Origin of the sequence: Pseudothioclava arenosa, assembly GCF_002358085.1 — a bacterium.
Classification (GTDB): domain Bacteria; phylum Pseudomonadota; class Alphaproteobacteria; order Rhodobacterales; family Rhodobacteraceae; genus Pseudothioclava; species Pseudothioclava arenosa.
This window is the reverse complement of record NZ_NTJD01000008.1, coordinates 132,375-145,601: the sequence shown is the minus strand read 5'-3', so window position 1 is coordinate 145,601 and position 13,227 is coordinate 132,375. Positions and strand designations below refer to the sequence as shown.

Here is a 13,227-nt window from a genome sequence, read left to right as displayed (position 1 = left end):
GAATGCCGGAGATGGGAAGCGGGCTCGGGATACTCGGGCTGGTGGCAGTGCTGAGTTATCTGTTGGGCGCGGTGCCCTTTGGCCTTGTCATCACCCGGATGCTGGGGCTCGGCGACCTGCGCCAGATCGGTTCGGGCAATATCGGCGCGACCAACGTGCTGCGCACCGGCAACAAGCCCGCCGCGCTGGCGACGCTGTTGCTCGATAGCGGCAAGGGCGCGATCGCGGTGCTTTTGGCGCGCGAGTTCGCAGGCGAACATGCCGCGATCATCGCGGGTGGCGCGGCGTTTATCGGCCATCTCTACCCGATCTGGCTGGGCTTCAAGGGCGGCAAGGGCGTTGCCACCTTCCTCGGCACGATGATCGCGCTGGCCTGGCCGCTGGGCCTGGCCGCCTGCGCGGTCTGGCTCGCCACGGCGGTGGTCACGCGGATTTCCTCGCTCTCGGCGCTGGTCTCGGCGGCGGCCACGGTGCCGCTGGCCTGGGTTCTGGGCCATCCCGAGCTGATGCTGCTCAGCGCGATCCTCGCTGCGCTGATTTTCTGGCGCCACCGCAGCAATATCGCGCGGATCGCGCGCGGCACCGAGCCGAAGATCGGCAAGAAGGGCTGAGCCGGGCGGCACGCGCCCGGCCCCGAATGCTTACCAAGCGTTGTATTGCAGGTATTTGCCGCTCATCTCGACCTTGACGCGATCGCCTTTCGGGCTCGGCACACGGGTCACCGACATGTCGAAATCGATCGCCGACATGATGCCATCGCCGAATTTTTCATGGATCAGCGCCTTCAGCGTCGGGCCATAGACACCGACGATTTCATAGAAGCGATAGATGCAGGGATCGGTCGGCACGGTGTAGTCGAAGACCTTGTTCGGGCTTTCGGCCAGCACCTCGGCGGCCTCTGCGGGCAGGCCGAGCACGGCGACCAGTTCCTCGGCCTTGGCCAGCGGGAAGGCGTTCATCCCCATGCAGGCGGAATGGGTGAAAACCGGGCTCATGCCGATCTTTTCGGCGATCTCTTCCCATTTCAGGCCAAGCTTCTTTTTCGCGGCAAGGATCAGAACCGTCACGTCTTCCTTGTCGAGCATATCGGGCAGCATCATGGTCATGTCACTCTCTCCTGTTGGCACCGCTTTTGCGCGGCTTGGTTATGACGCGAGCCTGACCAGCAGGATCACGACGATCAGGGCGAGGAAGGCCGAAAGGCTCTTCCAGAAGGTCAGCGGGTCGCGCGCCATCAGCGGGCGGCGGTTGCGCGCGACGTAATCGTCCGAGGGGCGGCGCAGGTCGGCCACGAATTCGGTGAGGCTCGTTTGGCGGCGCGTGGGATCGGGGTTGGTCGCGCGCTCCAGCGCCAGATCGACCCAGTCGGGCATACCGTCGCGCAGGTCCAGATTGCGATAGCGCAGCGCCATCCGGTCCCGCGCCGAGCGCACCCGCGACACCGTGGTGCCATAGGGCAGATCGCCCGAGAGCATCTCGTAGGCGATCACACCAAGCGAAAACAGCTCCGCCTGCCAGCTGACCGGCTCGCCCGAGAAATACTCGGGCGCGGTATATTGCATCGTGCCGAGGATCGGATCGTCCAGATCGGGCGCTGCCTCATGCACGCCCGAAACATAGGTCGAGCCGAAATCGATCAGCTTCACCGTGCCTTCGCTGTCGATCAGGATGTTCTCTGGGCGGATATCCTGATGCAGCATCTCGCGGCGGTGCAAGTGGGTCATCCCGCGCACGACCTGTTCGAGGATCGCGCGCACCGCCTCAAGCTTGGGCTTCGGGTGGTCATGCATCCATTGCCGCAGGCTCTGGCCCTCGACGTAATCGGTGACCGTGTAGAACCCGCTGCGCGCGCCCGCCATCGGCGCCGACAGAAGGTGCGGCGAGGCAAGCCTGCGCGCGACCCATTCCTCCATCATCATCCGGCGCCGGGTCTCGGGGTCCTGCGCCATCTCAAGCGCGGGGAATTTCAGCGCGACGCGGCGATGGGCGGCGTCTTCGGCCAGAAACACATGGCTGCGCGCGTTCTGATGCAAGGGCCGGATCACCCGCCAGCCATCCAGCACATCACCGGGCTTCGGCAGCTCGATCAGCGGCAACTGGGTCGCACCATCCAGAAGGTCGGCCCCGCCCGCGTCGGGCAAGCCCTCGATGCGCAGGATCTGGATCGTCAGGTTGTCGTCCGAACCCGCGCCCAGCGCCTCTTCGCCGATCGCACGGGCGGCCTCGGCCAGCGCGGCATCGCCCGGCGCCGCCCCGGCCAGAAGCCGCGCGGCGGCTCGCATGTCCCAGAATTCATGCACGCCGTCGGTCGTCATCACGAAGATATCGCCCGGCGCGAGGTCGAAGCTGCGATAGTCGATCTCGACATTATGGCCGAGCCCCATCGCGCGGCCCAGATAGCTTTGCCCGCCAAGGGTGACGCGGTGATCTTCGGTCAGGGGCTCGAAGGTCTCACCCGAAAGACGCCAGACCCGGCTGTCGCCGATGTGGAACAGATGCCCCTTGCGCGCCTTCAGCACCAGCGCCGAGAGCGTGCAGATATGGCCGTGATCGGGGTTGGATTGCCGCGCGTGCTGGCTTTGGGCGTGAAGCCAGCTGTTGGTGGCGGCGATCACCTTGGAGGCGGCGGTCTTGACCGTCTCGGCATCCGAGGTGGCGTAATAATCCGTCAGCAGCGCCTTCACCGAGGTCTCGGCGGCGATATGGCTGACCGGCGAAGGCGTGATGCCATCGGCGATGGCCGCAACCACCCCCTTGAGCGCAAGCGCCGATCCCTCGGGGACCAGCGCGCCAAAGAAATCCTGATTGATCGGCTTCACACCCGCATTCGACCACTGGCCGATCGCGACACGCAGTGTGGCGGGCGAGGCTTGATCCTTGGGCATAGCAGGGCGCGTCATTCAGAAAACGGGGAGGCCCCGCCAAGGGAGTGGCGGGGCCGGAGCGTGATCATTCGGCCGGGGTGCCGACGGCCACTTTCTTGCGCGAGGGCGCGGTCTTGTAGTGGGTCGAGTAGATCATCGCGCCCACGAAGGTCAGGCCGCCCACGAGGTTGCCCAGAACCACCGGGATCTCGTTATAGGCGAAGTAATCGACCCAGGTGAACTCGCCGCCCAGCATGATGCCCGAGGGGAACAGGAACATGTTCACGATCGAATGCTCGAAGCCGAGGTAGAAGAACACCAGGATCGGCATCCACATCGCCATGATCTTGCCCGAGACGCTGGTCGACATCATCGCGGCGACAACGCCGGTCGAGACCATCCAGTTACACATCACCGCGCGGATGAAGACGGTCAGCATGCCCGAGGCACCGGCGGCGGCATAGCCGAGCGTCCGCGCTTCGCCGATCTTGCCGATCTTCTGGCCGACTTCGTTCGGCTCATGGCTGAAGCCCATGGTGAAGATGATCGCCATGAACACGGCGACGGTCAGCGCGCCGGCGAAGTTGCCGATGAACACAAGGCTCCAGTTACGCAGCACGCCGCCCCAGGTCACGCCCGCGCGTTTCGCCAGAAGCGCCAACGGCGCCAGGGTGAACACGCCGGTCAGCAGGTCGAAGCCCAGAAGGTAGAGCATGCAGAAGCCCACCGGAAACAGCAGCGAGGCCACGAGGAAGTTGCCGGTGTTGACGGCGATGGTCACCGCGAAGGCCGCGGCCAGCGCGAGGATGGCACCGGCCATATAGGCGCGGATCAGGGTGTCTTTGGTCGACATGAAGACTTTGGATTCGCCCGCGTCGATCATCTTGGCGGCGAATTCCGCCGGTTGAACGTATGACATGTTCGCTGTCCCTTGTTGTTGGATTTGGGGAGGCCGATCAGAGTCCGAGGAAGACGGTGCCGCCCTCGAGCTTGATCGGGAAAGTGGCGGTCTGGCCTTCGTCGGCGCCCTGCGCGGAGCCGGTTTCGAGCGAGATCACCCAGTTATGCAGGGGGCAGGTGACGCATCCGTCATGCACGATCCCCTGGCTCAGCGGCCCGTTCTTGTGCGGGCACTTATCTTCGAGTGCGAAGACGCGATCATCCGAGGTGCGGAAGATGGCGATGGTCATCGCGCCGTTCTTCACGCAGCGCGCGCCCTGGCGCGGGATGTCGGTCAGCGGACCGATGGCGGTCCAGGTTACGGAAGTGGCGTTCGCGTTCATTCTGCGGCCTCCAGTTTGAGATCTGCCATCGGGTGGAATTCATGCGCATGCTTGCCCGAGACGAACTCGGCCCAGGGATCGACCTGCGCGAATTTCTGCGAGAAGAGGAACCGCTCGTAATAGGCGCGGCGCTCTTCGAGATTGTCGAGAATGACCGACTTGATGTGGTCGTAGCCCACGCGGTCGGCCCATTTGTAGATGCGCTCGAGGTAGAAACCCTGTTCGCGATACATCTGGGTCAAGGCGCCCACGACCTCGAGGACTTCCTCTTCGGTCTTGACGGTGCCCAGCTCGGTCGTGCCCTGGATGTGCAGGCCCGCGGCGCCGCCATAGACGATCTGATAACCGCTATCGACACAGATGATGCCGATGTCCTTGCAGGTGGATTCCGCGCAGTTGCGCGGGCAGCCGGTGACCGCAAGCTTGAGCTTCGCCGGCGACCACGAGCCCCAGAGCAGCTTCTCAAGCTTGACGCCAAGGCCCGTCGAATCCTGCGTGCCAAAGCGGCACCACTCCTTGCCGACGCAGGTCTTCACCGTGCGCAGCCCCTTGGAATAGGCCGCGCCCGAGATCATCCCGGCATCGCCCAGATCCGACCAGACATCGAGCAGGTCTTCTTTTTTCACGCCCAGAAGGTCGATGCGCTGGCCACCGGTGACCTTGATCGTCGGGATCTCGTATTTCTCGGCGACATCCGCGATCGCGCGCAGTTCCTCGACAGTGGTCAGACCGCCGAACATCCGCGGAACCACTGAGTAGGTGCCGTCCTTCTGGATATTGGCGTGCACACGCTCGTTGATGAAGCGCGACTGCTGGTGATCTTCGTATTCGCCCGGCCAATCCGAAATCAGGTAGTAGTTCAGCGCGGGGCGGCATTTGGCACAGCCCTCGGGGGTCGACCATTCCAGCTCCTGCATCACCGCCGGGATCGACTTGAGTTCCTTCGCCTTGATCACGCGGCGCACTTCGCCGTGGCCCAGCGGCGTGCAGCCGCACATGCCTTCGGCCTTTTGCTGGAACGCATCGCCCAGCACCGCCTTGATCAGGTTCTCGACCGAATTGGCGCAGGTGCCGCACGAGGCCGAGGCCTTGGTATGCGTGCGCACCTCGGAGAGCGAGCTCAGACCCTTGTCGTTGATCGCCTGCACGATCGTGCCCTTGCAGATGCCGTTGCAGCCGCAGATCTCCGCGTCATCGGGCAGCGCCGCCGCCGCCGCGACCGGGTCGAAGCTGCCGCCGCCCTGATGCGCCTGACCGAAGATCAGCGTTTCGCGCATCTCGGAGACATCCTTGCCGGCCTTCAGCATCTCGTTGTACCAGCCGCCATCGGCGACATCACCGTAAAGCACGACGCCGATGATCTTGTTGTCTTGCAGGATCACGCGCTTGTAGCTGCCGCGCGCGGCGTCGCGCAGGACGATATCCTCGCGACCCTCGCCCTCGCCGAAATCACCCACCGAATAGAGGCTGACACCGGTCACCTTCAGCTTGGTGGGGGTTTCCTGGTGCTTGAAGCCAGCGGTGGCTTCGCCCGCCAGCGCATGCGCGGCGATCTTGGCCATGTCGTAAAGCGGCGCGACAAGCCCGTAGACCATGCCGCCCACCTCGGTGCATTCGCCGACCGAGTAGATATCGGGGTCCGAGGTCTTCATCGTGGCATCGGTGACGATGCCGCGGTTCACCTCGAGGCCCGCGTCCTTGGCAATACCGGCGTTCGGGCGGATACCCACGGCCATCACCACCAGATCGGCGGGCAGGACGGTGCCGTCTTCCAGCTCCACGCCCTCGACCTTGTCGGTGCCCAGGATCGCCTTGGTATTGGCGCGGCATTTCACCTTGATGCCGCGGCCTTCGAGTTCCTTCTGCAGCAGATAGCCCGCGGCTTCATCCAGCTGACGCTCCATCAGCGACGGCATCAGGTGCAACACGGTCACATCCATGCCGCGCATCTTCAGCCCGGCCGCCGCCTCAAGGCCCAGCAGCCCGCCGCCGATCACCACCGCGTGCCCGCCCTTGGCCGAGGCCGCGATCATGCCCTCGGTGTCGTCGAGGTCGCGATAGGCCAGCACGCCCGGCAGGGTGTGGCCCGGCACCGGGATGATGAACGGGTTCGAGCCGGTCGCGATGACCAGCTTGTCATAGGACACGACCGTGCCCTTGTCCGAGGTCACCTTGCGCTCGACGCGGTCGATGGTGACGACCTTTTCGCCCTTGTGAAGGGTGATGCCGTGCTCTTCGTACCAGCCCTCCCCGTGGATGATGATATCGGCATAGCTCTTTTCACCCGACAGGACGGGCGAGAGCATGATGCGGTCGTAGTTCACGCGGGGTTCCGCGTTGAAGATCGTCACCTCATAGGCGTCGGTCAGGTCGAACAGATGTTCGAGCATCCGGCCCGGGGCCATGCCGTTTCCGATGATGACGAGGCGTTGCTTGCTCATGGCGTGTCTCCACTATGCGACTGGGCCGCAGCCCTTGCGATTTCGGATGGGGAAACACGGGTTGAGTATGCACGCGCGCCGCTATCCCACGATCCGGAGGTCAATCCGGTGTCGAAGTCGCAGCGCCGTTGCTGCCGGCCTGAGGCCGAAGGTTCGGGATTGCCGCGCCGTTGCGGCAGAATCGGGTATCGTCACCCGGGTCGGGTTCTTTTTGCGCCCGCAGCATCATTGAGACAAGTGTTGCGACGGGATGACGCGGGGCAAATGCGCCCCTCCCGCCAACTGTGCACAAAGATTAATCAAGCGGTCATTGCTGCGGCTGCAAAATGGGCGACCGGAGAATTCGCCACCGGCATCGCGCGCCGCACCTTTACTTCCCCCGCACACGCGCGCCATTTCAACGCATGCCGAACGCAATCTCGATCATCATCGTCGAAGCAGACCGCGACCGGGCCACGCAGATCGTGGACTCGTTGCGCGATGCCGGCGCCTACGACATCCACATCATCGGCGAGACCGCGGGGCTTTCGCGCAAGATCTCGGCGCTGAACCCGGATGTGGTGCTGATCGACATCGAGAACCCCTCGCGCGATACGCTCGAAGAACTGGCGCTCGCTTCGGGGCCACTTGACCGGCCGGTGGCGATGTTCGTCGACCGCTCGGATGACGGCATGTCCTCGGCGGCGATCGAGGCCGGGGTTTCGGCCTATGTCGTGAACGGGATGCAGCCGCAGCGGCTCAAACCGATCCTCGACGCCGCGATTGCACGATTCCGGATGTTCCAGCGGATGCGCACCGAACTGGCCGAGACCAAGCGCGCGCTCGAAGAGCGCAAGGTGATCGACCGCGCCAAGGGCATGCTGATGAAGGCGCGCGGGATCGGCGAGGATGAGGCCTATGCGCTGTTGCGCAAGACCGCGATGGATCAGGGCCGCCGCGTCGCGGATGTGGCGCAGGCACTGGTCACGGCAGCGGGGCTCCTGTCATGAAAGGATCGGTGCTGTCTGTCGGGTTCATCCCTCTGGTCGATGCTGCGCCGCTGATCGTGGCGCAGGAAATGGGCTTTGCCGCCGAAGAGGGGATCACGCTTGACCTGAAACGCGCGCCTTCGTGGTCGAGCCTGCGCGACATGCTCAGCTTCGGGCAGGTCGAGGCGGCACATATGCTCTCGCCGGTGCCGGTGGCCTCGGCGCTGGGGCTGGGCGGCGCGGGGGCCCGGATTTCGGCGGCTTCGGTGCTTTCGGTCAATGGAAACGTGATCGGCGTGAGCCGCGCGCTGGCCGAGCGGCTGCGCGCGCAGGGCCATGACTTTGCCTTCAATGACGCGCGCGCGGCGGGGCTCGCCTTGATTGCCGCGGCCAGGAACGGGCTGCGCATCGGCGTGCCCTTCCCGTTCTCGATGCATGCCGAACTGATCTATTACTGGCTCTCGGCGCTAGGCCTGCCCGCGCCGCAGGGCGTGCATATCCGCACCGTTCCGCCGCCGCTGATGGCCGAGGCAATCGGCGCCGGCGAGATCGACGCTTTCTGTGTCGGGGAGCCTTGGGGCTCGCAGGCGGTCGAGACGGGCCTGGGCGAATTGCTTCTGCCCAGTTCGGCGATCTGGGCCTTTGCCCCGGAAAAGGTGCTGGCCGTGCGCGAAGACTGGGCCGAGCATGAAACCGCGCTTCTGGGCCGGCTGATCCGCGCGGTCTGGCGCGCCGGACGCTGGCTCGCGGACCCCTCGTCGCATGTGCTCGCCACCGAATTGCTGGCGCGGCCCGGCTATCTCGACCTGCCCTCCGAGGTGCTCGACCGCGCGATGACCGGGCGGCTGGTGATCTCCCCCGCCGGAGAAGAGCGGCAGGTGCCCGGATTCCTCGAATTTCATCGCGGCGCCGCAACCTTTCCATGGCGTTCGCAGGCGGAATGGATCGGGCTGCAACTGGCCGCGCGCACCGGGCTCGACCGGATGGAGGCGCGCCGCGCCGCGAATCGTGTGTTCCGCTCGGACCTGCACCGCCAGGCCCTCAACGGAATCGCCGATTTGCCCGGGGCTTCGGCCAAGATCGAGGGCGCGGTGCGAGTCGAAACCTCGGTCGCCTCGGCCTCCGGGCGGCTGTCGCTGCTGCCGGATGCGTTCTTTGATGGCCGCATTTTTGACCCCGCGAAAGAGTAACGCCCAAATATTGGGCAATCTCGCACGGCATATCGCCGCATCGCAGCAAAATCTTCGCAATCGCCACGATTCCCTCTTTGAAAAGAGCCCTAAAGCGGCCTTTCATGAAGGCAAGCAAGCAAGGACGCTTGCCACAGACTGCTCCCATTGATCGGGAACAAAGAGCAAAGCCGCTCGATACCACCGCCCTCTCCTCCCGGCGGTCGTGTCAGCGGCTTTTTTCGTTTTTCCGCCCGTCCTCACCCCGGGCACCACACAAAGGACCGACAGAATGAAGAAACTTCTCCTCAGCCTCGTCACCTGCACCGCGCTCGTGAGCCCCGCGCTTGCCGAGCCGCTGGCGCTCGAAAAAGACGAGCTGACTTTCGGTTTTATCAAGCTCACCGACATGGCGCCCCTCGCCGTCGCCTATGAGCAGGGCTACTTCCTCGAAGAGGGCCTGTTCGTGACGCTCGAGGCGCAGGCGAACTGGAAAGTGCTGCTGGACGGCGTGATCGACGGTAAACTCGACGGCGCGCATATGCTGGCCGGCCAGCCGCTGGCCGCGACCATCGGCTACGGCACCGAGGCCCATATCGTCACCCCCTTCTCGATGGACCTCAACGGCAACGGTATCACCGTGTCGAACCAGATCTGGGAGATGATGAAGGGCAATATCCCGACCGACGCCGATGGCAAGCCGCAGCATCCGATCTCGGCAGCGGCGCTGAAGCCGGTCGTCGAGACGTTCAAATCCGAGGGCAAGCCCTTCAACATGGGCATGGTGTTCCCGGTCTCGACCCATAACTACGAGCTGCGCTACTGGCTTGCCGCTGGCGGGCTGAACCCGGGCTACTACAGCCCCGAGAACATCACCGGTCAGATCGGCGCCGATGTGCTCCTGTCGGTGACCCCGCCGCCGCAGATGCCCGCCACGATGGAAGCCGGCACGATTTATGGCTACTGCGTGGGCGAGCCGTGGAACCAGGCGGCCGTGTTCAAGGGCATCGGCGTTCCGGTGATCACCGATTACGAGCTGTGGAAGAACAACCCCGAGAAGGTCTTTGGCCTGACCGCCGAGTTCACCGAGCAGAACCCGAACACCACGATCGCCATCACCAAGGCGCTGATCCGCGCCGCGATGTGGCTTGACGAGAACGACAACGCCAACCGCATGGAAGCCGTGAACATTCTGGCCAAGCCGGAATATGTCGGCGCCGACGCGGAAGTCATCGCCAACTCGATGACCGGCACTTTCGAATATGAAAAGGGCGACAAGCGCGAGGTTCCGGACTTCAACGTGTTCTTCCGCTACAACGCGACCTATCCCTTCTATTCGGACGCCGTCTGGTACCTGACGCAGATGCGCCGCTGGGGCCAGATTGCCGAGGCCAAGCCCGACAGCTGGTATGACGAAGTCGCCAAGTCGGTCTACAAGCCGGAAATCTACCTGCAAGCCGCCAAGCTGCTGGTCGAAGAGGGCCTCGCGAACGAAGCCGACTTCCCCTGGGACAGCGATGGCTACAAAGCCCCGACCCCGGCCGAAGACGTCATCGACCACATCCCCTACGACGCGAAAGCGCCGAACGCCTATCTCGAAAGCCTGCCGATCGGCCTGAAGGGCAACCAGACGGTTGTCGGCACCGAGATCAAGGGCTGACCCCTTCCGGCTCATCCGGGCGCCACGCCCGGGTGAGCCGCCTTCCCCAATCCCGCCGCCCGAAAGGACCGCACGATGACCACCGTTGACCCCGATTTCGCCCGCGAAGAGGCCCGCGCCGCGAGCCGCGCGAAACTCTTCACTCGCATCAACGCTGCCGACAAATGGTTCCAGGTGCTCGGCCTTGCCTGGATCACCCCGCTGGTCAAAGCGGTGCTGGGGGACAACCCGCGCGCCCAGATGAAAGAGGTCTGGCGCCTCCTGGGTGTGCCGGTCTTCTCGATCTGCGCCTTCCTGCTGCTCTGGGGCGCGCTTGCCCCGAAAGTGCAGACCTCGCTGGGCGCCGTGCCCGGGCCGGCCGAAGTCTGGTCGGAAATGGTGAACCTGCACCATGACGCCGAAGCCAAGGCCGTGAAGAAGGAAAAATTCCTGACCATGGTCGAGGCGCGCAACCAGAAACTGATTGAGGCGGGCCGCGCCGATGAGGTCAAGGTCGTCGCCTATACCGGCGCACCGAGCTATTACGAACAGATCTGGACCTCGATCAAGACGGTGTTCTTCGGCTTCCTGATCGGCACCGCCGTGGCCGTGCCGCTGGGCATCCTGGGTGGCCTCTCGCCCTATGCCAATGCCGCGATCAACCCGATCGTGCAGATCTTCAAACCCGTTTCGCCGCTGGCCTGGCTGCCGATCGTGACCATGGTCGTCTCGGCGCTCTACACCACCAATGACGGGTTCTTCGCGAAATCCTTCCTGATCTCGGCGATCACGGTGACGCTCTGCTCGCTCTGGCCGACGCTGATCAACACCGCGCTGGGTGTGGCCTCGATCGACAAGGATTTGGTCAGCGTGTCGAAGGTGCTGAAGATGGGCACCTGGACCAAGATTACCAAGCTGGTGCTGCCCTCGGCGCTGCCGCTGATCTTCACCGGGCTTCGCCTGTCGCTGGGCGTGGGCTGGATGGTGCTGATCGCCGCCGAGATGCTGGCGCAGAACCCGGGCCTCGGCAAATTCGTCTGGGACGAATTCCAGAACGGCTCGTCGAGCTCGCTGGCCAAGATCATGGTCGCGGTGCTGACCATCGGCATCATCGGCTTCCTGCTGGACCGCGTGATGTATGCGCTTCAGTCGCTCTTCACCTTCACCAATAACCGGTGATCGCCATGCCCGTCATTTCCTTCAAGAACGTGAGCAAAGGCTTCGGCCAGGGCGCGAACCGCCACGAAGTCCTGAAAAACATCAACCTCGAAGTCGAAGAGGGCGAGTTCCTCGTGCTGCTCGGCTTCTCGGGTACCGGCAAGACCACGCTGATCAACCTGATGGCCGGGCTCGATACGCCCAGCACCGGCACGGTCAGCTTCAAGGGCAAGCCGATCACCGGCCCCGGCCCCGAGCGCGGCGTGATCTTTCAGAACTACTCGCTGATGCCCTGGCTGACGGTGGCGGGCAACGTGGGTCTGGCCGTCGAGACGATCTTCCCCAACCTCTCGGCCGCCGAGAAAGAGGAAAAGGTCGCCCATTACGTCAAGATGGTGGGGTTGAGCCACGCCACTGCGCGCCGCCCCGCCGAGCTTTCGGGCGGTATGCGCCAGCGGGTGAACGTGGCCCGTGCGCTGGCGATGAACCCCGAGGTTCTGCTGCTCGATGAGCCGCTCTCGGCGCTCGATGCGCTGACGCGCGCCAACCTTGCCGACGAGATCGAGCACATCTGGGAAGCCGACAAGAAGACCTGCGTTCTGATCACCAATGACGTGGACGAGGCGATCATCCTGGCCGACCGGATCATCCCGCTCAATCCCGATGGCACGCTGGGCGCACCCTTCAAGGTCACCATCCCGCGGCCGCGCGACCGGATGGAGATGAACCATCACGACGGCTTCAAGGCGCTGCGCGCCGAAGTCACCAACTACCTGATGGATGTGGGCATCAAATCGAAGATCGAAGGCGCCCGCCAGCTGCCCGGCATCCAGCCGATCCACGCGCTGCCCAAGGCCGTGTCGGAAGCCGCGCGCTCGCAGCTCGAAGACCGCTATCTGGACTATTCGCAGCTGCACAAGATCTACCCGACGCCGAAAGGCCCGCTGACCGTGGTCGAAAACTTCGACCTCAAGGTGAAGAAGGGCGAATTCATCAGCCTCATCGGCCATTCGGGCTGCGGCAAATCCACCGTGCTGACGATGACGGCGGGTCTGAACTCGGTCTCGAAGGGCGGTATCAAGCTCGACGGTTTCGAGGTGAAGGGCGCCGACCCGGAACGCGCCGTGGTGTTCCAGGCGCCGAACCTGTTCCCCTGGCTCTCGGCCAAGGAAAACGTCGCGATCGGCGTCGACAAGGTCTATCCCAAGGCCTCGACCGCCGAGCGTCAGGACGTGGTCGAATATTACCTCGAACGCGTGGGCCTCGGCGACCAGATGGACAAATCCGCCTCGGAAATGTCCAACGGCATGCGCCAGCGCGTCGGCATCGCCCGCGCCTTCGCGCTCAGCCCGAAACTTCTCCTGCTCGACGAGCCCTTCGGCATGCTCGACAGCCTCACCCGCTGGGAGCTGCAAGAGGTGCTGATGGAGGTCTGGTCGCGCACCAAGGTCACCGCGATCTGCGTCACCCATGACGTGGACGAGGCGATCCTGCTGGCGGACCGCGTGGTGATGATGACCAACGGCCCGCAGGCCACGATCGGCAAGATCACCGATGTGAAACTGCCGCGCCCGCGCACCCGCAAGGCCCTTCTGGAACACCCGGATTACTACGCCTACCGGCAGGAAGTGCTCGATTTCCTCGAGGAATACGAGCATGGCGCGAAGCCCAAGAAACCCGCCAAACCGATCGCGGCGGAGTAAGC

11 protein-coding genes are annotated in these 13,227 nt (G+C 64.2%); 6 read left to right on the top strand and 5 right to left on the bottom strand.

What is annotated here, in order from left to right; genetic code table 11:
* The first annotated feature begins 2 nt into the window (after window positions 1–2).
* The gene (plsY, locus tag CLN94_RS11390; protein WP_096434070.1) at window positions 3–611 is read left to right on the top strand and encodes a glycerol-3-phosphate 1-O-acyltransferase PlsY; all 609 of its coding nucleotides are present in this window, start codon (window positions 3–5) and stop codon (window positions 609–611) included.
* A 30-nt stretch (window positions 612–641) separates the two neighbouring features.
* Here plsY and cynS read toward each other — a convergent pair whose 3' ends face one another.
* From cynS to nirB, 5 genes are all read right to left on the bottom strand, one after another.
* Window positions 642–1,106, bottom strand: coding sequence for a cyanase (gene cynS / locus CLN94_RS11385; protein ID WP_245845208.1), 465 nt, complete (start codon window positions 1,104–1,106; stop codon window positions 642–644).
* A gap of 39 nt (window positions 1,107–1,145) precedes the next feature.
* Window positions 1,146–2,885 (bottom strand): bifunctional protein-serine/threonine kinase/phosphatase, encoded by a 1,740-nt coding sequence (locus tag CLN94_RS11380; RefSeq protein ID WP_096434069.1) that lies wholly within the window; start codon window positions 2,883–2,885, stop codon window positions 1,146–1,148.
* Window positions 2,886–2,949: 64 nt separating this feature from the next.
* Window positions 2,950–3,783, bottom strand: coding sequence for a formate/nitrite transporter family protein (locus CLN94_RS11375; RefSeq protein WP_096434068.1), 834 nt, complete (start codon window positions 3,781–3,783; stop codon window positions 2,950–2,952).
* 37 nt (window positions 3,784–3,820) lie between these two features.
* On the bottom strand, window positions 3,821–4,147 hold the full coding sequence (nirD, locus tag CLN94_RS11370) for a nitrite reductase small subunit NirD (RefSeq protein ID WP_096434067.1): 327 nt from the start codon (window positions 4,145–4,147) through the stop codon (window positions 3,821–3,823).
* Window positions 4,144–6,588 (bottom strand): nitrite reductase large subunit NirB, encoded by a 2,445-nt coding sequence (nirB, locus tag CLN94_RS11365; RefSeq protein WP_096434066.1) that lies wholly within the window; start codon window positions 6,586–6,588, stop codon window positions 4,144–4,146. Before nirB ends, nirD begins: the two co-directional genes overlap by 4 nt.
* Before the next feature lie 404 nt (window positions 6,589–6,992).
* Here nirB and CLN94_RS11360 point away from each other — a divergent pair, with 404 nt between their 5' ends.
* The 5 genes from CLN94_RS11360 to CLN94_RS11340 all read left to right on the top strand — a co-directional run bounded on the left by CLN94_RS11360 (window position 6,993) and on the right by CLN94_RS11340 (window position 13,225).
* A complete protein-coding gene (locus CLN94_RS11360; protein WP_096434065.1) occupies window positions 6,993–7,577 on the top strand; it encodes an ANTAR domain-containing response regulator in 585 nt (194 codons plus the stop codon).
* Window positions 7,574–8,746 carry an ABC transporter substrate-binding protein gene (locus CLN94_RS11355; protein WP_096434064.1) on the top strand — a complete coding sequence of 391 codons (1,173 nt, stop codon included), beginning with the start codon at window positions 7,574–7,576 and terminating at the stop codon, window positions 8,744–8,746. Before CLN94_RS11360 ends, CLN94_RS11355 begins: the two co-directional genes overlap by 4 nt.
* A 271-nt stretch (window positions 8,747–9,017) precedes the next feature.
* Complete coding sequence (locus CLN94_RS11350) at window positions 9,018–10,385, top strand: CmpA/NrtA family ABC transporter substrate-binding protein (RefSeq protein WP_096434063.1); 1,368 nt, start codon at window positions 9,018–9,020, stop codon at window positions 10,383–10,385.
* 75 nt (window positions 10,386–10,460) lie between these two features.
* Window positions 10,461–11,543: an ABC transporter permease gene (locus CLN94_RS11345; RefSeq protein ID WP_096434062.1), complete on the top strand. Its 1,083-nt coding sequence runs from the start codon at window positions 10,461–10,463 to the stop codon at window positions 11,541–11,543.
* 5 nt (window positions 11,544–11,548) lie between these two features.
* The gene (locus tag CLN94_RS11340; protein ID WP_096434095.1) at window positions 11,549–13,225 is read left to right on the top strand and encodes an ABC transporter ATP-binding protein; all 1,677 of its coding nucleotides are present in this window, start codon (window positions 11,549–11,551) and stop codon (window positions 13,223–13,225) included.
* The last annotated feature ends 2 nt before the right edge of the window (window positions 13,226–13,227 follow it).